The sequence below is a fragment of the Luteimonas sp. MC1782 genome (genome assembly GCF_014164605.1).
Taxonomy (GTDB): Bacteria; Pseudomonadota; Gammaproteobacteria; order Xanthomonadales; family Xanthomonadaceae; genus Luteimonas.
In genome coordinates this window covers 1,474,358-1,492,523 of record NZ_JACJFT010000001.1, presented here as the reverse complement: position 1 = coordinate 1,492,523, position 18,166 = coordinate 1,474,358, and the positions used below count along the sequence as shown (strand labels likewise).

Genomic DNA, 18,166 nt, shown 5'->3' with positions numbered 1-18,166 from the left:
GTCCCGACGGAGAGAAAATTAAAGTGTTGTTAAAACGGCGACGCTTCTTTTCACGAAGCGTAAGAAAATCAGCGGCTTAGAGATCCTGCTCGTAGCGCACGTAGGGCACGGTGCCCTCGTCTTCACGCCCGTCGATGGTCGGGGTGAAGGGATTCCTGCCGCGGGTGACCAGGTTGTCGGCGCCAACCGTGAGCTGTCCGCTCCACGGGGTACGCCAGGTCAGGCCCAGGCCGAGGCCTTCCCATTTCGGCTGGCCGGGCGTGTCCACCACGTGTCCCACGATGCTGGCGCCGAATCGGCCATAGCCGCCGCCGACGCTCAGGCTGCGCGACGTCCACTGGTCGGACAGGCCGAGGCTGGTCGCCTCGGCCGGGGTCATCAGGGTGGCCTTGGCCATGGTGCCGGCGATCGATACCACGCCCTCGCGGCCGATGTTGCGCTGCGCGAACACGGTCAGGTCGTTGACGTCGATCTTGCTGGACGCGACGCGATTGCCGGGGCTCAGCCAGCCGGGCAGGGTGCCGGTGCCAGCGCCGGCGGTCACGCCGATGCGGTTGCTGCCGGCATTGAGCGCGGCGGTGCCGCTGGCGCGGCGGCTTTCACCGTCGCCGAAGCTGGCCAGCATGCAATTGTTGGCGAGGTTGCCGAGCGCGCTGCCCAGGCCGGTTTCGCGGTCGCAGAAGACGCCGAGCGAGTTGCCGGCCTCGATGCCGAACGCCGCATCGAGCGTGCTGTCGCCAAAGCGCAGCCGCGACCCGGCTTTGCCGTTTGTTGGTTCCAGCAGTAGTACGGCTTCGATCTTGCCGCTGGCCTGGTTCCATACCGGAAGCACGGCCTGGTCACGCTTGGACGACTGCGCATGCGCACCGGCCGCCACGCCGAAGGCGAGCAGCAGGGACAGCGACAGTTGTGCAATGCGCAGCTTCATGGCCCGCTTTCGACCCCGTTTTACGGAAGGAAGTTCCCCGACCCGATGCGTCGGACTTTAGTGGATTTATGTTTCCTTAACAATCCCCTGCGCGCCTCGCCGGGCCTTATTGCAGGCGGGGCGGGGCATCCATTGGGCTCCGCTGCTGCGTGAAGATCGCGTGTATCCCGGCCGCGTCGAACGCGTACGCCTGGCCACAGAACTCGCAACGTACCGAAGCGACGCCATCGGCCAGGGCGGCCTCGGCTTCGGTCCGCCCGAGTGAGGCCAGCATGGCCTCCACGCGCCCGCGCGAGCACGAGCATGCGAACTCCAGCGGACGGCCGCCCACGATCTGCGGATCCTCCTCGTGGAACAGGCGGTGCAGGAGTTCGCCGACATCCGTTTCCAGGAGCTCCGCGCAGCGCAGGGTGGAGAACAGGGCGCTGGCACGGTCCCAGCCGTCCACGTCGGCGACGCTGTCGCCAGGCAGCTTCTGCAGCATCAGCCCGACCGCGGAGTCGCCGTCGGCCGCCAGCAGGATGCGCGTGGGCAGCTGTTCGGACTGCACGAAGTACGCCTCGAAGGCGGTCGACAGGTCGGGCGCGTCCAGTGACACCAGACTCTGGTAGCGCACCGGATCGCGGTCGCCGATGCCCGGGTTCTCGATGGTGATCGCCAGCAGCGCGTCGTCGCCGATGGCGTGCAGGCCGGCGATGTCACCGGCGTCGTCGGCCATGCGCGCGATGCCGCGCAGGGTGCCGGCGGCGGTGCATTCGGCAAACAGCGTGCGCAGCGCGGACGTGCCGCGGAGCTGCACGGAGAGCCGGCCGTCGACCTTGGTATGCCCGGTGAACAGCGCCGCGGCCGCGCTGGATTCGCCGAGCATGGCGCGCACGGTCGGCGGGTAGTCGTCGCTCGAGGTGATCGACCGCCATGTGTCATCGAGGTGCACGTGCACGCCACGCACGCCGGCGCGCGGCAGCAGGAAGCGGGTGAGGTGGTCGCGGTCTGGATGGGTCATGGCGGTTCCGGTGCATTGCCGGGCGTGGACGGGGGCGGATAATCCCCGGTCCGGGCCCACTGTGGGAGACCGGGGGAGATGGGGATGATCGCTTCGCGTGACAAGGACGGCCTGTCGCCGGCACAGGCGGCACCTGCGCGCCGGCGCAGCCGTTGGCACTGGCTGTGGAAGCTGCCGCTGCTGCTCGCCCTGCTGAGCGTGGCCCAGGTGCTGGCGCTGCGCTTCATCGATCCCCCATTCTCGGCGTTCATGGCGATCCGGCAGTTCGAGGCGCTGCGCGCCGGCGACACTGGCTTCCGCGTTGCCTACGACTGGCGCGATCTCGACCAGCTGGCGCCGTCACTGCCGCTGGCGCTGGTCGCCGCCGAGGACCAGAACTTCCTCGCCCACCGCGGCTTCGACATCAAGGCCATCGAGCAGGCGCGCGCGCACAACGCCCGCGGCGGGCGCACCCGTGGCGCCAGCACCATCAGCCAGCAGCTGGCCAAGAACCTGTTCCTGTGGAGCGGGCGCAGCTGGGTGCGCAAGGGCGCCGAGGCCTGGTACACGGTGCTGATCGAATCCCTGTGGCCCAAGCGCCGGATCATCGAGGTGTACGCCAACATCGCCGAGTTCGGCGATGGCATCTACGGCGCGCAGGCGGCCGCCCGCAGCTACTGGGGCAAGGACGCGTCCCGGTTGGCGGCGTCGGAGAGCGCGCGGCTGGCCGCCGTGCTCCCCAGCCCGAAGCGCTACAGCGCGCACCGGCCGGGCCCCTACGTGCAGCGCCGCGCGCGCTGGATCGAGCGCAACATGCGCAACCTGGATGGCCCGGCGTGGCGCGAAGCGCTGGAATGAGACCGCGCTACGATGCCGCCATGGAACCCGATCGCCTGACCGTGGTGGTGGCCGCCTTCAACGAGGCCGAGCCGCTGCCGGTGCTGCACCGCCGCCTGGCCCAGGTGCTGGACGCGCTGCCCGCGGCCAGTGGCGTCGAGGGGCGCGTGCTGTATGTCGACGATGGCAGCAGCGACGGCACCTGGCAGGTGATGCAGGCGCTGGCGGCGGCCGATGCGCGGGTGTCGCTGCTGCGCCTGTCGCGCAACTTCGGCAAGGAAGCGGCACTGACCGCCGGCCTCGACCGGGTGACGCACGGTGCCGCGCTCATCCTCGACGCCGACGGCCAGGATCCGCCGGAGCTGATCCCGGAGTTCGTGGCGCGCTGGCGCGAGGGCTTTGACGACGTGCACGGCACGCGCCTGGCGCGCGAGGGCGAAGGCTGGATCAAGCGCGGATCGGCGCATGCGTTCTATCGCGTGATGCAGCGCCTGTCGAAGACCCCGGTGCCGGCCGACACCGGCGACTTCCGCCTGCTGTCGCCCCGTGCGCTTGCCGCGCTGCGCGAGCTGCGCGAGCGCCACCGCTTCATGAAGGGCCTGTTCGGCTGGATCGGCTTCAACCGCATCAGCGTGCCCTACCTGCGCGACGCGCGCCTGTCGGGCAAGAGCAAGTTCAACCTGTGGCAGCTGTGGAATTTCGCGCTGGAAGGCATCACCAGCTTTTCCACCGCGCCGCTGCGCTTGGCGACCTATCTCGGCGTGGCCACCGCGCTGGTCGCCTTCGCCTATGGCCTGTGGGTGATCGTCAAGGCGTTGTTGTGGAGTGACCCGGTCGCGGGCTGGCCGACGATGATGGCGGTCATCCTGTTCCTCGGCGGGGTGCAGTTGATGGCGCTGGGCCTGATCGGCGAATACCTGGGGCGCCTGTACGAGGAGTCGAAGCAGCGTCCGCTGTACGTGGTCGACGCCTGGCATCCGGCCGGCGGGGTATGCTCGGGCGTGCCATCCAACATCGAGGGAAGCCGCCATGCGCACGGTGAGGCATCTGCTGGAGTCCAAGGCACCTGAGGTGCATGCCATCGGCCCGGACGCCCCGGTGATCGACGCGATCCGCCTGATGTCCGAGAAGGGCATCGGCGCGCTGCTGGTGCTGGGCAACGGCGGCAGGCTGGTCGGGATCCTCTCGGAGCGCGACTACGCGCGCAAGGTGGTGCTGGCCGGGCGCTCGTCGAAGGACACCCCGGTGCGCGACATCATGACCGCCGACGTGGTCACCGTCGGCCTGGGCGATGACGCGTCCGCCTGCATGCGCATGGTCACCGAGCGCCGCATCCGTCACCTGCCGGTCGTGGATGGCGATGCGGTGCTGGGCGTGGTGTCAATCGGCGACCTGGTGAAGGCGGTGATCGAGGAGCAGCAGGAAGAGCTCCAGCAGCTGCAGCGCTACATCACGTCGTGAGCGCCTCGCGGGCCGCGGCTACTTCGCGTAGTCGCCGCCGCAGCCGCTGTCCTCGCCGCCGCCGAGTTCAAGGGTCGCCAGCAATGCCGCAGGTGGCGCGATGCTGGCCAGCGCCAGGGCGATGGCGCCGCGCAGGCCGAGGCGCCCCATGTCCGGGCGGAAACGGGGGTCGCGGAAGCTGCCGTCGAGCACCAGCGGCGAGCGCAGCGACAGGAAGCTGCGGTCTTTGGGCCGCGGCTTCAGCAGCAGGTCCAGGCGTTCGTCGCCAAGGTCGATGGTGCCCTCGCCGACGATGATCGTGTCGCTGGTATCGAACGCCAGCGCGCGCGAGGTCATGAGGCCGTCCTTGACGCTGAAGTCACCGAACGCGCAGCGGATGGCGACCCTGCGGTCCTTGCCGATGAGGAACTTCAGCGCCTCGTAGATGTCGATGCCGGCCAGCTCCATCAGCAGGTTGCTCACCTGGCCACGGCCCATGCCGAGCGCGATGTCGCCGTCGGCGGAGCCGAGCATGTCAGCGATCGAATTGCCGTTGCCGGCGATGTTGATGTTGCCGCCGACGCGCCCCACTGCGTCACGGGTCAATTCGATGTTCGGGAACAGTTTCGCAAGATCCAGGCGCCGCGCCTGGATGTCGGCGTCGGTGCGGATGACGTCCTTGCGCGCATCCATGCGGATCGTCGAGCGGATGGTGCCGCCGGCCACGCCGAAGTCGAGCGGATCCAGGCGCAGCTGCCCGGCCTGCAGCTTGATGTGCGCGTCCATGTCGTCGAGCGGCCAGCCGGGCGCCTGGATGCGCGCGGACTTCCAGCGCACGTCGGCGTCCATCGCCCTCAGTTTGTGCAGCGCGTAGGGCGTGTCGGGCAGCAGGCGGCCACTCGCCGCCTGTTTGGCGGCCTGCGCCTTGAGCTCCGGGTTGCTGGTTTCGCCGCCTCCGGATTGCGGCGCGGCGCCGACGAAGCCCGCCAGGTCGTCGAAGTCCAGGCGCGCCGAGTGCAGGTTGGCGCGCAACATGAGCCGCTCGCCGCCGGTGGTGACGCTGGCCGAGCCGCCGAGGTCGCTGTCGCCGACCTTGCCGGTGAAGTCGTCGTAATGCCAGGTGGTGCCGTCGCGGGTGAAGCGGCCATCGAGCGAATAGGGCGCGGTGGGTGGCAGGGCCACCCCGATCAGCGGGTAGAGGTCTTCGAGGTTGCGTCCCGACAGCGCCATGCGCAGGTCGAAGTCGGCCATGCGCACGGGGTCGGTCACCGTGCCGCGCGCATGTGCACGCGTGGCGCCCGCCGCCGCCCGCAGGTCGATCGCGTAGGGGCGCCTGGCGGCCTGCAAGGCCAGCGGCGAGGCCGCCGCACCGGACAGGGTGAACGCCTCGCCGCGCCAGTGGCCGCTGCCCTTGAGGGTGATCGGCGGCGCGGTCGTGCTGTCCTTGGGCGCGCGGCTCGCCACCGCCAGATCGATGTCGGTGCCACCCTTGGCGTCGATGAAGCGCAAGCGACCGTCATCCACCCACAGGCGCTCGAACGCCGGGCCGGGCCCGTCGCCATCCATGGCGGGGAACACCCAGTTGCCGGCCTTGTCGCCCTTCTCCAGCAGCAGGTCGGGGTTGGTCAGGCGCAGTTCGGGAATGCGCGCCTGGCGCCCGGGCAGCAGGGTGAACGGGCGCACGTGCAGTTCAAGCTGGTCGGCGGTGGCCATCATCGGCTCGTCCGACCAGTCGGCGTTGCCGAGCCGCAGCTTGCCGGCGCGCACGACGGTGGTGCGCCCGAGATCGACATCGAGGTCGCCGCCGATCTCGAAGCTGCGGCCGGTCTTCGCCGCCACGATGCGCTCCAGCGGCCCCTTGAACCAGTTCCAGTCCCAGAGCAGCACCAGCGCGACGATCGCCACGGCCAACGCTCCGGCAAGCGTCCGCCACGGATGCGCGGTGACCGCGTCGAGTGCACGCGGCCGCGGTGCCCGTGGGGGCGGCGCGGCGGCAGGTGGCGGGGTTTCAGGAGGCATGCGCGGCCCGGTTGCGGTCAGGCCGCCACCTTCCACCGTGGTGCATCAAACGGGAGTGAATCCCCGCCGCCGGTGCACGTGGCCTTCATGTTCAGGCGAGCGGAACCGCCACCTGGGCCATGACCGCGATGTAGTGGCAGGCGCTGCCGGCGATGCAGAACAGGTGCCAGATCGCGTGCGAGTAGGGCAGCGACTCGCGGTGGTAGAACACCGTGCCCAGCGTGTAGGCCACGCCCCCGGCGACCAGCCACGCGAAGGTCCATGCGTCCAGCGCCACCAGCACCGGCTTGATCGCGACCAGCACCATCCAGCCCATGGCCACGTAGATAAGCGTGGACAGGCGCTTGAAGCGCCCGGTGTAGAACAGCTTGAAGACCACGCCGGCCAGCGCCAGCGACCAGATGGCGGCAAACATCCACCAGCCCAGCGGGCCGCGCAGGCCGATCAGGGTGAAGGGCGTGTAGGTGCCGGCGATCAGCAGGTAGATCGCGCAGTGGTCGAAGATCTTCAGCCGGCCCTTCAGCACCGGATCGCGGAACGCGTGGTAGAGGGTCGAGGCCACGTACAGCAGCAGCAGCGACGTGGAGAAGACGATCGCCGAGCCAAGCTGCCAGCCATCGCCATGCATCGCCGCCAGCGTCACCAGCACCGCGCCGGCGGCGAGCGCCGCCGTGGCACCCAGGCCGTGGGTCAGCGCACTGGCCAATTCCTCACGCTGCCGGCGCGGGCCCATCGTGTTCAGCGCGGCCTCCCGGGGGCTGGTCGGATGCGCCATCACGCTGTGCTGGACGCCTCGCGGCAGCGGCGGATCGCGTCCTCGCCCTTGCCGGGATCGAACTCCACCACGCCCCCGATCCTGCGCAGTCCCTGGCCCTGGCCCACGTAGACCTCGCCGCCGTGCTCGGCACTGGCTTCGGGCGAGAGCGCCAGGGTCGCGACGTTGTCGAGGCCGATGCTCACCCTGGCCTGGCCCCCGCCATAGCGCACGCGCAGGTCGCTGCCGTCGGCACACAGGTAGGTGACTTCGGTGGCGTCCGGCAACGGCATGGTGGGGGTGGTGCGCGCCGGCAGCGGAATCGACTGCGGCACACCGCTCAGCACGTCGTCGCCGTCCGTCGGAGCGGTGGGCGTGGCGTCGCCACTGGCAGCGCCCGGGTCGCGCGCGGCGGCATCGCCCGCAGGTCCGGGCGCGTTGGCACTGGCCGCCTGGGTGGCGTCATCCGCGGGCGCGCGCGGACCACAGCCCGCGAGCACGCACATCAGGGTGATGGCAACCGCGAGCGCGGTCGGGTAGGCGGTGCGAGGTGTCATGGCGGGCAACCTGGGCGGCGAGGCCACGATCTTAATCTCCCGCCATGTCGCGTGCCCGTCAGCCGTCGCTGCGGGCCGTGGCGTGTTCGCGCGTGGCGAGCAGTTCCACCCCGGGCCAGCGCTCGGTGGTGAGCTGCAGGTTGATCCGGGTCGGCGCCAGGTAGACCAGTTCGCCGGCGCCATCGATGGCCAGGTTGGTGGCGTTCTTCTCGCGGAACTCCTCCAGCCTCTTGGCGTCCTTGCAGCGCACCCAGCGCGCCGTGGCCACGCCGACCGGCTCGAACATGGCGTCGACGCCGTATTCGTCCTTCAGCCGGTAGGCGACCACGTCGAACTGCAGCACGCCGACCGCGCCGAGCACCATGTCGTTGGACATCATCGGCTTGAAGAACTGGGTGGCGCCTTCCTCCGACAGCTGCGCCAGGCCCTTCTGCAGCTGCTTGAGCTTGAGCGGATCGCGCAGGCGCGCTCGGCGGAACAGCTCCGGCGCGAAGTTGGGGATGCCGGTGAACGCGAGCTGCTCGCCTTCGGTGAAGGTGTCGCCGATCGAGATCGTGCCGTGGTTGTGGATGCCGATCACGTCGCCCGGCCAGGCCTCGGCGGCGATCTCGCGGTCGCTTGCGAGGAACGTCAGCGCGTTGGCGAGCTTGAGCTCCTTGCCGGTGCGCGCCTGGAACACCTTCATGCCGGCCTCGAAACGGCCCGAGCACACGCGCATGAACGCGACGCGGTCGCGGTGCAGCGGATCCATGTTGGCCTGGATCTTGAAGACGAAGCCGGTGAGCCTGGGTTCGGACGGCGCGACCGCGCGCGTGGTGGTGGGCTGCGGTTGCGGCGACGGCGCGTGCTTGATGAAGAAGTCGAGCAGCGGCTGCACGCCGAAGTTGTTGACGCCGGAACCGAAGAACACCGGGGTCTGCCGGCCGGCGCGGTATTCCTGGAGATCGAAGGCATGGCTGGCGCCCTGCACCAGCTCCAGCTCGTCGCGCACCTGCGCCAGCATGTCCGCGCCGATGCGCTCGGCGAGCCCCGGCGCATCGAGCGACGGGAAGATGGTGGAGTCCTGGCGGGTGAAGTTGCGGCCCTGCTCGTACAGGTGCACTTCGCCGGTGATCAGGTGCACCACGCCCTTGAGCCGCTTGCCCATGCCGATCGGCCATGTCACCGGCGCGCACTGGATCCCGAGCACGGTCTCGACCTCGTCCAGCAGGTCGATCGGGTCCTTGCCCTCGCGGTCGAGCTTGTTGATGAAGGTCATGATCGGCGTGTCGCGCATGCGGCACACCTCCATCAGCTTGATGGTGCGCTCCTCCACGCCCTTGGCGACGTCGATCACCATCAACGCGGAGTCGACCGCGGTCAGCACGCGATAGGTGTCCTCGCCGAAGTCGGCGTGGCCGGGGGTGTCGAGCAGGTTGATCACGCAGCCCTCGTAGGGGAACTGCATCACCGAGCTGGTCACCGAGATGCCGCGCTCCTTCTCCAACGCCATCCAGTCGGACGTCGCATGGCGGGTGGTCTTGCGCGACTTCACCGAGCCGGCCATCTGGATGGCACCGCCGAACAGCAGCAGCTTCTCGGTGAGCGTGGTCTTGCCGGCGTCGGGGTGCGAGATGATCGCGAACGTGCGGCGGCGGGCGGCTTCGGCGGAAACGTCAGGCATGGCGATACGCGCCGCGCTGGCGCCGGGAGTGTGCGGGAAGCCGGCGATTATACGGCGCGGTGGCGGTTGGCGCGGGTGCCGGGTGTCAAGGCTCGCTGAAGCGGAGGATCCCGCCCGGGCCGAACATCCGGAACGGCAGCGACACCAGGCGCATGCCGCGGTTGGCCTGGACCACGAAATGCAGGTGCGGACCGCCGCTGTAGCCGGTATTGCCGGAGCGGCCGATGCGCTGGCCGCGGCGGATGCGCTCGCCCGGGCGGACGTCGGCACCGCCGGGGGCGAGATGCGCGTACACGGCCATCGAGCCGTCGTCGTGGAGGATGCGGACGACGTTGGCGCGCGCCATGTCCTCCGGCCGGTCGAGTCCGCCTTCGGCGAATCCGGCTTCGACCTGCATCACCACGCCATCGCGGGCGGCGAGCACCGGCGTGCCCACGGGCGTGGCGAAGTCGACCGCGTGCCGGTTCTCGTCGTCGGCGTGGCTGAAGCGCCCGCCCCAGGCCTGTTCGATGCGCAGCGCCGCGGTTCCCAGCGGCCAGGCGTATTCGACGTCGCGCACCTGCGCTGCGGGATGGCCGGGTACGGCGTCCAGGCGCAGGCGGGCATCGGCCGCGGCCACGCGCGCGACGAGAACGCGTCCACGGGCCGGCACCGTCGCACGCGCGGGCAGGGCCGGCTGGGCGGCCGGCGCGCGCCCGGCTTCGATGCGCAGCACCACCTCGATCGGGCCGGCGAGCAGGTTTTCGGCCCAGGCTTCGTGGCCGTTGCCGCGGTCTTCGATGACCAGCCGCGCCAGCGGCGCCGGCGCCTCCTGCAGCGGCACGCGCTCCACCTGCGCCGGCGGCACGCCGTCGTCGACGCGATCCCCGAAGTGCACCACGCCCCGGGCATCCGTCCAGCGGTAGACCTCGGGCGGGGCGCCGGCGGCTCCGCAGCTTGCCACCAGCAGCAGGCAGGCGACGAACGCGCGCATCGTGGTCAGTGCAGGCAGGCCGGGTCCAGGCGCAGCGCCTGCACCAGGTCGCGGAGATCGAACGCGGCCACGGCGAGGTCGTTGTGGACCGCGTAGAACGCACCGGCCGGGAAGCGCGTGGTGGCCGCGGCGTGCAGCGCGATGCCGTCGGTACGCGCCACCCTGGCGCCGTGGAAGCTGCCGACCGGCGCCAGGTCGGCGCGCGCGAAGACATGGAAGCGGGTCAGCGGCGCCTGCTGGTCGACGGCGATCCAGTAGCCGCTGTCGACACCGCAGGACCACAGCGCCACGCCTTCGGCCTCGCCGTCGAAGGTGCCTTCGGGGAGGCTGCGGCCGGCGAAGCGGCCGGCGAGGTCGTATTCGCGCAGGTTGGATGGACGGTTTCGATCCTCCTCGGCGATCAGCAGGCGGTCATGCGCGGGATCGCCGGCGATCGACTCGACCATGTGCAGCTTGCCGGCACCGCTGGTGGCGCCGAACGCGCCCAGGTAGCGCGCAGCCATGCCGTCGTCGCGGGGTTCGAGGCGGTAGCGGCGCACGCGCTGGTCGAGTTCCTGGTCGGCGGGCAGCACGTCGAAACGCGCGCCGTACATGAAGCTGTCGGTGACGTAGGCATCGAGTTCACCCGGCGCGACCTCGTTGAGCCAGATGCCGTAGGGGCTGCGCAGTTCGGCCTGGCCGAAGGCACCGAGCGGCTCGAAGCCGGGAAGCGACAGCACCTGCACACGGCGGTTGTCGCGCTCCACCACGAACACCAGGTCGCCGAACACGGTGATCCCGTTGGGGCGGTTGAAGCTGCCGTGGCCTTCGCCACGCGCGCCGACGGTGCGCGACACGGCACCGCTGTCGCCGTCGAACAACGTCAGGCGATGGCCCGACTTGCCGGTGGCGAGCAACCAGGTGCGGCCGTCTTCCGCGCTCCACGTGGCCAGCGAATCGAGCTCCTCGCCCACGACATCGGCGGAGATCCACGCCTCCTGGACCAGCGTTGCGCCCTCGGCCACGCCCGGGGTGGCGGGAGGCGGGGTTCGGGGTTGCGTGGCCTGCGTGGCGCAGGCGGACAGGAGCACGGCCAGCGCGCCGGCGACAAGTGTTCTTTGCATCGCGGGATTATGCGGCAGCCCCGCCCGCGCCGGCGATCGACTTCGCATCGGCGACGCACCGAACGCTATCCATCGCTTGATCCGCATGAAGCGATTGACAAGCCGCGCAGGCGCTGCCAACCTGCACGTCATCCATCGTGACCGGCCGAGGGACAGGCCCGAAGACGCCGGGGCAACTGGATGGAGCGCAAGCTCCGTCCGCTGTGCCAAGTCCTGCGGGGACCTGTGTGTCCACCGGAAGATGGTTGCGGATCGCCTCACGGCATCCGTGGCGCTGCGTGCCGCCCGGCGCGTGGCACATCTTCGGCATGCCCCGTTGGCGTCGATGGCCTTGTCCCCTCTCGGATATCGCCATGAGCCTCGTTGAACGCACCGCGCCCGCCTGCGCCTCCACGCCCCCGCACCACGATGTGGCGGTTGCCGCGCCATACGCTGCGGCCGCCGACCCGCCGTGCCTCGCCCTCCGTGGCGAGGTCGAGCTGGCGCTGCCGATGCGCCACGCCGGCCTGCGCCCGCTGCGGCTGGCGTACGAATTGCAGGGTCCGGTGGACGCACCGGTGGTGCTGGTCGCCGGCGGCATCTCCGCCGATCGCCACCTCGCGCCCTGCGCGGTGTTTCCCGCGCGTGGCTGGGCCGGCGCGGTGGCCGGTGTTGGGACAGCCCTCGATCCCGCGCGCACGCGCCTGCTCGCATTCGACCATGTCGGCGCCGATGGCCTCCTGGACGCACCGATCGACACCACCGACCAGGCCGATGCCGCGGCGCTGCTGCTCGACGCGCTCGGCATCGCGCGCCTGCACGCATTCGTCGGCTATTCCTATGGCGCCATGGTGGGCCTGCAGTTCGCGGCGCGCCACGGCGCGCGCCTGGAACACCTGGTGGCGGTCAGCGGCGCGCACCGCGCGCATCCCTGGGCCGCGGCCTGCCGCGCGCTTCAGCGCAGGGCGCTCGCGCTCGGGCAGCTGCAATGCGCAGACGGCCAGGGGCTGTCGCTCGCGCGCCAGTTCGCGATGCTCGGCTATCGCAGTCCGCAGGAATTCGCCGAGCGCTTCGCGGCCGCGCCCGTGGTGGCCAACGGCCGCGTGCGCGTGGCCGCGGAGGACTATCTCGATGCCGCCGGCGCGCGCTTTGTCGCGCGCACGCCGGCCGTCGCCTGGCAACGGCTTTCGGAATCCATCGACCTGCATCGCGTGGATCCCGCAGCGGTGCGCGTGCCCACCACCGTGGTCGCGGTGGACGGCGACCAGCTGGTGCCGCTGGCCGATGCCGTCGACCTGGTCGAAGGCATCGGCGGCGCGGCGCGCCTGCGCGTGCTGCGCTCGCCGCACGGCCACGATGCCTTCCTCAAGGGCGGGGCGCGCATCGACGCGATCCTGCGCTCGGCGCTGGGCGCAACGGCGTCGGCCAACGCGCAGGTGGCGGCATGAACACGCCCGCGCGCCGCTTCGACGCCGCCACCCGCGCCGTGCGCGCCGGCATCGACCGCGACACCGCGTTCGGTGCGGTCACCCCGCCGCTGGTGCTGTCGTCCAACTTCAGCTTCGCCGGCCTGGGCGACAAGCGCGAGTACGACTACACGCGCAGCGGCAACCCCACGCGCGACCTGCTGGGCGAGGCGCTGGCCTCGCTGGAAGGTGGCGCCGGCGGCGTGGTGACCGCCAGCGGCATGGCGGCGATCACCCTGCTGCTGCACGCGCTGCTGGAGCCGGGCGACCGCCTGGTGGTGCCGCATGATGCCTACGGCGGCAGCTGGCGGCTGTTCGACGCGCTGGCGCGCAAGGGACATTTCGAACTCGTCACCGCCGACCTCACCGACCCGCGCGCGCTGGGCGACGCGCTCGCCATGTCGCCGAAGCTGGTGCTGGTGGAAACGCCGTCCAATCCGCTGCTGCGCATCACCGACCTGCGCTTCGTGGTGGAGGCCGCGCACCGCGCCGGCGCGCTGGTCGCGGTGGACAACACCTTCCTGTCGCCGGCACTGCAGCAGCCGCTCGCGTCCGGCGCGGACGTGGTGCTGCATTCCACCACCAAGTACATCAACGGACACAGCGATGTCGTGGGTGGTGCCGTGGTGGCGGCATCGCCGGAGTTGCACGCGCGGTTCACCTGGTGGGCGAACGCGTTGGGCATCACCGGCGCGCCGTTCGACAGCTTCCTCACCCTGCGCGGGCTGCGCACGCTGGACGCGCGCATCCGCGTGCACGAGCAGAACGCGGCGCGGGTGGCGGACTGCCTGCAGGCGCATCCGGCGGTCGCCCGGGTGTACTGGCCGGGTCTCGCAGCACACCCGGGACACGCCGTCGCGGCGCGCCAGCAGCGCGGCTTCGGCGCCATGCTGTCGTTCGAACTGGCCGGCGGCGTGGTGGCCGTGCGCGCGTTCGTCGACGGCCTGCAGTGCTTCACGCTTGCCGAGTCGCTGGGCGGCGTGGAGAGCCTGGTGGCGCATCCGACGACGATGACGCACGCGGCGATGACTGCGGAGGCGCGTGCGCGTGCCGGCATCGCAGACGGCCTGCTGCGCCTGTCGGTGGGCATCGAATCCGCCGACGACCTGCTCGCCGACCTCGCCGCGGCGCTCGACCGCGCACAAACCACGGCCACGGTCGACACGCGTCGCACGGTGGACGCATGAACGCGGTCGCCAGCCTGCTGCGGCCGGGGGCCGTGCCGCGTGCGGTGCCGCCGGCGCAACCGCCACAGCCGCGCCTCGGGCTGCTGGGCACCGGCACGGTGGGCGCCGCGTTCGTGGCGCGCTGCGCGCATCTGCGCGGGCAGGGCGTCGCACTGCCGGAGTTCGCCTGGCTGTCGAACTCGCGCGCGCTGGCGGGCTGCGACCCGGGTGCGGCCGGCGAGGTGCTGCAGCGGCTGCGCGCGGCACCGGCGCGCGGCGGCGGATTCCCGCCGTGGGTGGAGAGCGAAGGGCTGCGCCGAGGAGACGTGATTGTCGACGCCACCGCCAGCGACGTCGTCGCCAGCTGGCACAGCGAGTGGTTGCTGCGCGGTATCCACGTGGCCACCGCCAACAAGCTCGGCGCAGGCAGCGACTCCGTACGCGCGCAGGCGATCGTGCGTGCCTGCAGCGAAGGCGGCGGACGCTACGGCGATGCCGCCACCGTGGGGGCCGGGTTGCCGCTGCTGCGCTCGATCCGCGCGCTGGTCGCCGGTGGCGACCGCATCCACGCCATCGAGGGCGTGCTGTCAGGCTCGCTGGGGTGGCTGTTGGACCGCCATGACGCCAGCACGCCATTCGCGGACCTGGTGCGTGCGGCCTGCGCTGCCGGCTACGCCGAGCCCGATCCGCGCATCGACCTGTCCGGCGAGGATGTGCGCCGCAAACTGCTGATCCTGGCGCGCGCGGCGGGCTTCGCGATCGAGCCGCGCGAGGTCGTGGTGGAGTCGCTGCTGCCGCCTGCGCTTGCAACGGCCGATGCCGCCGATGTCGATGCGCGCCTGGGCATGCTGGACACGCCGCTGCGCGAACGCCATCGCGCCGCGGCAAGGCGGGGCGACACGCTCGCCTACGTCGGCCGCGTCGACGCCGCCGGTGCGCGCGCGGAGCTGCGCGCGCTCGACGCCGCGCATCCTCTGCGCGCGGGCGCGGGCACCGACAACCGGGTGGCGATCTGGAGTGACCGCTACCACGCGCGGCCGCTGCTGATCCAGGGGCCGGGCGCGGGCGCCGCGGTGACCGCGGCGGCCCTGCTCGACGACGTGCTGGCGATCACCCGCGGATGCGGCCGCGGATCAGCACTCGATGACGTTCACCGCCAGGCCACCGCGTGAGGTTTCCTTGTACTTGTCCTGCATGTCGCGGCCGGTGTCGCGCATGGTCTTGATGACCTTGTCCAGGCTGACCTTGTGCTTGCCGTCTCCGCGCATGGCCATGCGCGAGGCGTTGATGGCCTTGACCGCGCCCATCGCGTTGCGCTCGATGCAGGGGATCTGCACCAGCCCGCCGATCGGGTCGCAGGTCAGGCCGAGGTTGTGCTCCATGCCGATCTCGGCGGCGTTCTCGATCTGGCTGGGGGTGCCGCCGAGCGCGGCGGTCAAGCCCGCCGCGGCCATGGAACAGGCCACGCCCACCTCGCCCTGGCAGCCGACCTCGGCGCCGGAGATCGAAGCGTTTTCCTTGTAGAGGATGCCGACCGCGGCCGCGGTGAGCAGGAAATCGAAGATGCCCTGCTCGGTGCTGCCGGGGCAGAAGCGCTCGTAGTAGCGCAGGACCGCGGGCATGATGCCGGCGGCGCCGTTGGTGGGCGCGGTGACCACGCGGCCACCGGCGGCGTTTTCCTCGTTGACCGCCAGCGCGTACAGGTTGACCCAGTCGAGCGTGGTCAGCGGATCGCGCATGCCGGCCTCCGGCCGCGACGACAGCTCCGCGAACAGCGCCGGCGCGCGCCTCGAGACGTGCAGGCCGCCCGGCAGGGTGCCGCCGTTGGCGATGCCGCGCTGGATGCAGGACTGCATGGCCTGCCAGATCTCGCGCAGCCCCGCCTTCACATCGTCGCCGCTGCGCCACGAGGTTTCGTTGGCCATCATCATCTGCGCGATGCTCAGGCCATGTTCGCGCGCCTGCGCCAGCAGCGCGTCGCCGCTGGCGAACGGATAGGGCACGGGCGTGGTGTCGGCCACGATGCGATCCTCCGCGGCCTCGTCCTGGTTGACCACGAAGCCGCCGCCGACCGAGTAGTAGTCACGGCTGGCCACGACCTCTTCGTTGGCGTCGTAGGCGGTGAAGCGCATGCCGTTGGTGTGGAACGGCAGCTTCTGGCGCTTGTTCATCACCAGGTCGCGTTTCTCCTCGAACGCCACCGGGTGGCGGCCGGCCAGATTGACGCGACGCTCGCCGCGGATGCGCAGCAGCGCGTCGGGGATGATGTCGGGGTCGATCAGGTTGGGCACGTTGCCCTCAAGACCCATCAGCACGGCCTTGTCGGTGCCGTGGCCGCGCCCGGTCAGCGCGAGCGAGCCGAACACCTCGGCGCGCACGCGCACGACATCCTGGAGCTTGCCGGCGTCGGCCAGGTGGTGCTCGACGAAGCGCGCCGCGGCGCGCATCGGGCCCACGGTGTGCGAGGAACTCGGCCCGATGCCGATCTTGTAGAGGTCGAAGGTGCTGACGGCCATGGTGATCCGGTTGCCCCGGAGGCTGCCGGGTCCAGGCGGCGCGAGGGCGCGCGCGGCTGCCCGCTATCATAGCCGCGCCGCTGCGCCGCCCCTGCGCGGCGCGCACGTTTCAAGGCCCGGACCGATGCAGCTCATCCTCTTCCAGCGCGACGACTGCCACCTCTGCGACCTCGCGATCGCGGTGCTGGCGGAGGCGCGTGCGCCTGAATTCGACAGCGTGTTCATCGACGGTGACGAGGCGCTCGAGCACCGTTACGGCGTGCGCGTGCCGGTGCTGCGCGATGCCGCCGGTGCCCGTGAGCTGGACTGGCCGTTCGACGCCGCGGCGCTGGAGCGTTTCCTGACGGCCTGATCGCAGCTCCGCAGGCAGGCCGGCGGACGCGTTCGGTTCAGCCGCGCGCGCGCCAGCCGGGCAACATGCGCCGCAGCGTGTCGTCGCGCTGGAAGATGTGGTGGTACAGCGCGGCGCCGGCATGCGCCGCCACCAGCAGCACCAGCACCCAGAACATGGTTTCGTGCGCGTCGTTGGCCAGGTCGGCCAGGCCCTCGTTGGGCGGCGACAGCTTCGGCACTTCGGCCAGCCCGAACCAGCGGAACGGCCGCAGGCCGCTGGCGGAGTCGTACAGCCAGCCGCTGAGCGGCATCGCGAAGATCAGCGCGTACAGCGCCCAGTGGGTCACCGAGGCGATCATCGCCTGCAGGCGCGGGGTGCCCGCGACCGGCGGCGGCGCGCCGGCATACAGGCGCCAGCCGAGGCGCAGCAGGGCCAGCACCAGGATGGTGAGGCCGACCGACTTGTGCGCGGTGTAGACCCAGAAGTACTTGGGCGTGCGCGGCAGCTCGCCCATGGTCAGGCCGACCACGGCGACCACCAGCAGCAGCACCACGATGGTCCAGTGGAAGGCCTGGCTGACGGCGCCCCAGCGGGTGATGTTCTTGAGGGTCATGGCGGGGTGGTGGCCTCTGCTTGCGGCGTGGCGGTGGCGGGCGGGGCCGTGTCGTCGCGCGAGCGCACCGCTTCGACCTCGATGCGGAGCTCGATCGCGTCGCCAATCACCGAGCCCCATGCGGTGCTGCCGAAGTCCGCGCGGCTGAGCGTGGTGGTGGCGGAGAAGCCGATCGTGCGGCGGAATGGCGGCAGCGGGTGGCGACGATGGCCGTTGAGGGTGGCATCGAGCACCACGTCGCGGGTCACCCCGCGCAGCGACAGCGTGCCGTGGATGCGCGCGCGGCGGTCGTCGATGGCCTCGACCCGTGTGGATGCGAAGCGCGCCAGCGGGTGGCGTTCGCTGTCGAGCAGTCCGCGTGCGGCGACCGCGCGGTTCCAGTCCGCATCACCGAAGTCCAGCCGTGACAGCGGCACGTCCGCGACTACCGACGCGCCGGTCCAGTCGCCAGGCACGAAGCGCAGCTGGCCGGTGGTCCCGGACACGGTGCCGATGGCGCGCGAAAAGCCGGCATGGTCGACAGCCAGCGCAAGGCGGGTATGCACCGGGTCGATGGCGTAGGTGTCGGCATCGGCGGCGGTGCCGGCCGCCACCGCCGGCGGCATCGCGACTGCGCCATCGGCCACGCCTGCCGCGTCGCGCGTCACCGCCGGCATGCAGGCGGCCAAAGACACCGCCATCGCCATCGCCATGACGGGGAGCACGGCCAGCGGCAGGCGGCCTGTTCGCGGCATGGCATGCATGGGCGTTCCCTGCGAACGACGCGTCGCGCCGACGGGTGATTCTAGGCGCAGGCCGCCGGCGCGGCGCAACTTGCGCCGGATACGGTGCGTTGC

Annotated in this window: 18 protein-coding genes and 1 riboswitch; of the genes, 7 read left to right on the top strand and 11 right to left on the bottom strand. The window is 71.1% G+C overall.

What is annotated here, in order from left to right; translation table 11 throughout:
- Nucleotides 1-76: 76 nt before the first annotated feature.
- The gene (locus tag H5368_RS07020; RefSeq protein ID WP_182823861.1) at nucleotides 77-892 is read right to left on the bottom strand and encodes a hypothetical protein; all 816 of its coding nucleotides are present in this window, start codon (nucleotides 890-892) and stop codon (nucleotides 77-79) included.
- Nucleotides 893-1,034: 142 nt separating this feature from the next.
- On the bottom strand, nucleotides 1,035-1,931 hold the full coding sequence (locus tag H5368_RS07015; RefSeq protein WP_182822718.1) for an Hsp33 family molecular chaperone HslO: 897 nt from the start codon (nucleotides 1,929-1,931) through the stop codon (nucleotides 1,035-1,037).
- An 84-nt stretch (nucleotides 1,932-2,015) separates the two neighbouring features.
- On the opposite strand from H5368_RS07015, the gene mtgA reads away from it, so the two are divergent.
- Genes mtgA through H5368_RS07000 form a run of 3 tightly spaced genes read left to right on the top strand, consistent with a single transcriptional unit; the run spans nucleotide 2,016 to nucleotide 4,208 of the window.
- Nucleotides 2,016-2,768 (top strand): monofunctional biosynthetic peptidoglycan transglycosylase, encoded by a 753-nt coding sequence (gene mtgA, locus H5368_RS07010; RefSeq protein WP_182822716.1) that lies wholly within the window; start codon nucleotides 2,016-2,018, stop codon nucleotides 2,766-2,768.
- A gap of 20 nt (nucleotides 2,769-2,788) precedes the next feature.
- Nucleotides 2,789-3,817, top strand: a complete 1,029-nt coding sequence (locus tag H5368_RS07005) for a glycosyltransferase family 2 protein (RefSeq protein ID WP_182823859.1) — start codon at nucleotides 2,789-2,791, stop codon at nucleotides 3,815-3,817.
- A complete protein-coding gene (locus H5368_RS07000) occupies nucleotides 3,777-4,208 on the top strand; it encodes a CBS domain-containing protein (protein ID WP_182822714.1) in 432 nt (143 codons plus the stop codon). Before H5368_RS07005 ends, H5368_RS07000 begins: the two co-directional genes overlap by 41 nt.
- An 18-nt stretch (nucleotides 4,209-4,226) precedes the next feature.
- On the opposite strand, the gene H5368_RS06995 is transcribed toward H5368_RS07000, so the two are convergent.
- The 6 genes from H5368_RS06995 to H5368_RS06970 form a co-directional block, all read right to left on the bottom strand.
- Complete coding sequence (locus H5368_RS06995; protein WP_182822711.1) at nucleotides 4,227-6,206, bottom strand: AsmA family protein; 1,980 nt, start codon at nucleotides 6,204-6,206, stop codon at nucleotides 4,227-4,229.
- 91 nt (nucleotides 6,207-6,297) lie between these two features.
- The gene (locus H5368_RS06990) at nucleotides 6,298-6,939 is read right to left on the bottom strand and encodes a hemolysin III family protein (protein WP_182823857.1); all 642 of its coding nucleotides are present in this window, start codon (nucleotides 6,937-6,939) and stop codon (nucleotides 6,298-6,300) included.
- 41 nt (nucleotides 6,940-6,980) lie between these two features.
- Nucleotides 6,981-7,517, bottom strand: a complete 537-nt coding sequence (locus tag H5368_RS06985; protein WP_182822709.1) for a hypothetical protein — start codon at nucleotides 7,515-7,517, stop codon at nucleotides 6,981-6,983.
- A gap of 58 nt (nucleotides 7,518-7,575) precedes the next feature.
- Complete coding sequence (locus H5368_RS06980; protein ID WP_182822708.1) at nucleotides 7,576-9,180, bottom strand: peptide chain release factor 3; 1,605 nt, start codon at nucleotides 9,178-9,180, stop codon at nucleotides 7,576-7,578.
- Nucleotides 9,181-9,265: 85 nt separating this feature from the next.
- Complete coding sequence (locus tag H5368_RS06975; RefSeq protein ID WP_182822706.1) at nucleotides 9,266-10,153, bottom strand: peptidoglycan DD-metalloendopeptidase family protein; 888 nt, start codon at nucleotides 10,151-10,153, stop codon at nucleotides 9,266-9,268.
- A 5-nt stretch (nucleotides 10,154-10,158) separates the two neighbouring features.
- Nucleotides 10,159-11,256, bottom strand: coding sequence for a phytase (locus H5368_RS06970; protein ID WP_182822704.1), 1,098 nt, complete (start codon nucleotides 11,254-11,256; stop codon nucleotides 10,159-10,161).
- Nucleotides 11,257-11,385: 129 nt separating this feature from the next.
- Nucleotides 11,386-11,504, top strand: a riboswitch (SAM riboswitch).
- Between the two features lie 105 nt (nucleotides 11,505-11,609).
- Between H5368_RS06970 and H5368_RS06965 the strand changes: the two genes are divergently transcribed.
- The 3 genes from H5368_RS06965 to H5368_RS06955 are packed head-to-tail and all read left to right on the top strand — an operon-like array spanning nucleotide 11,610 to nucleotide 15,039.
- Complete coding sequence (locus H5368_RS06965) at nucleotides 11,610-12,683, top strand: homoserine O-succinyltransferase (protein WP_182822702.1); 1,074 nt, start codon at nucleotides 11,610-11,612, stop codon at nucleotides 12,681-12,683.
- Complete coding sequence (locus tag H5368_RS06960) at nucleotides 12,680-13,888, top strand: O-succinylhomoserine (thiol)-lyase (RefSeq protein WP_182822700.1); 1,209 nt, start codon at nucleotides 12,680-12,682, stop codon at nucleotides 13,886-13,888. Before H5368_RS06965 ends, H5368_RS06960 begins: the two co-directional genes overlap by 4 nt.
- A complete protein-coding gene (locus H5368_RS06955) occupies nucleotides 13,885-15,039 on the top strand; it encodes a homoserine dehydrogenase (RefSeq protein ID WP_182822698.1) in 1,155 nt (384 codons plus the stop codon). Before H5368_RS06960 ends, H5368_RS06955 begins: the two co-directional genes overlap by 4 nt.
- On the opposite strand, the gene H5368_RS06950 is transcribed toward H5368_RS06955, so the two are convergent.
- Entirely contained in the window at nucleotides 15,001-16,383 is a 1,383-nt protein-coding gene (locus H5368_RS06950) for an L-serine ammonia-lyase (protein ID WP_182822696.1), read from the bottom strand. The genes H5368_RS06955 and H5368_RS06950 overlap by 39 nt on opposite strands.
- Nucleotides 16,384-16,507: 124 nt before the next feature.
- Between H5368_RS06950 and H5368_RS06945 the strand changes: the two genes are divergently transcribed.
- Complete coding sequence (locus H5368_RS06945) at nucleotides 16,508-16,735, top strand: glutaredoxin family protein (RefSeq protein ID WP_182822694.1); 228 nt, start codon at nucleotides 16,508-16,510, stop codon at nucleotides 16,733-16,735.
- A gap of 37 nt (nucleotides 16,736-16,772) precedes the next feature.
- On the opposite strand, the gene H5368_RS06940 is transcribed toward H5368_RS06945, so the two are convergent.
- Together H5368_RS06940 and H5368_RS06935 are read right to left on the bottom strand one after the other, a co-directional pair.
- Complete coding sequence (locus H5368_RS06940; RefSeq protein WP_182822692.1) at nucleotides 16,773-17,330, bottom strand: cytochrome b; 558 nt, start codon at nucleotides 17,328-17,330, stop codon at nucleotides 16,773-16,775.
- Complete coding sequence (locus tag H5368_RS06935) at nucleotides 17,327-17,935, bottom strand: YceI family protein (RefSeq protein ID WP_182823854.1); 609 nt, start codon at nucleotides 17,933-17,935, stop codon at nucleotides 17,327-17,329. The genes H5368_RS06940 and H5368_RS06935 overlap by 4 nt, the downstream gene beginning before the upstream one ends.
- Nucleotides 17,936-18,166: the final 231 nt, after the last annotated feature.

Coding starts and splice junctions, on each gene's coding strand:
- H5368_RS07015 (WP_182822718.1), bottom strand. CDS start 1,931: ATGACCCATCCAGACCGCGACCACCTCACCCGCTTCCTGCTGCCGCGC.
- mtgA (WP_182822716.1), top strand. CDS start 2,016: ATGATCGCTTCGCGTGACAAGGACGGCCTGTCGCCGGCACAGGCGGCA.
- H5368_RS07005 (WP_182823859.1), top strand. CDS start 2,789: ATGGAACCCGATCGCCTGACCGTGGTGGTGGCCGCCTTCAACGAGGCC.
- H5368_RS07000 (WP_182822714.1), top strand. CDS start 3,777: ATGCGCACGGTGAGGCATCTGCTGGAGTCCAAGGCACCTGAGGTGCAT.
- H5368_RS06995 (WP_182822711.1), bottom strand. CDS start 6,206: ATGCCTCCTGAAACCCCGCCACCTGCCGCCGCGCCGCCCCCACGGGCA.
- H5368_RS06990 (WP_182823857.1), bottom strand. CDS start 6,939: ATGGGCCCGCGCCGGCAGCGTGAGGAATTGGCCAGTGCGCTGACCCAC.
- H5368_RS06985 (WP_182822709.1), bottom strand. CDS start 7,517: ATGACACCTCGCACCGCCTACCCGACCGCGCTCGCGGTTGCCATCACC.
- H5368_RS06980 (WP_182822708.1), bottom strand. CDS start 9,180: ATGCCTGACGTTTCCGCCGAAGCCGCCCGCCGCCGCACGTTCGCGATC.
- H5368_RS06975 (WP_182822706.1), bottom strand. CDS start 10,153: ATGCGCGCGTTCGTCGCCTGCCTGCTGCTGGTGGCAAGCTGCGGAGCC.
- H5368_RS06970 (WP_182822704.1), bottom strand. CDS start 11,256: ATGCAAAGAACACTTGTCGCCGGCGCGCTGGCCGTGCTCCTGTCCGCC.
- H5368_RS06965 (WP_182822702.1), top strand. CDS start 11,610: ATGAGCCTCGTTGAACGCACCGCGCCCGCCTGCGCCTCCACGCCCCCG.
- H5368_RS06960 (WP_182822700.1), top strand. CDS start 12,680: ATGAACACGCCCGCGCGCCGCTTCGACGCCGCCACCCGCGCCGTGCGC.
- H5368_RS06955 (WP_182822698.1), top strand. CDS start 13,885: ATGAACGCGGTCGCCAGCCTGCTGCGGCCGGGGGCCGTGCCGCGTGCG.
- H5368_RS06950 (WP_182822696.1), bottom strand. CDS start 16,383: ATGGCCGTCAGCACCTTCGACCTCTACAAGATCGGCATCGGGCCGAGT.
- H5368_RS06945 (WP_182822694.1), top strand. CDS start 16,508: ATGCAGCTCATCCTCTTCCAGCGCGACGACTGCCACCTCTGCGACCTC.
- H5368_RS06940 (WP_182822692.1), bottom strand. CDS start 17,330: ATGACCCTCAAGAACATCACCCGCTGGGGCGCCGTCAGCCAGGCCTTC.
- H5368_RS06935 (WP_182823854.1), bottom strand. CDS start 17,935: ATGCCGCCGGCGGTGGCGGCCGGCACCGCCGCCGATGCCGACACCTAC.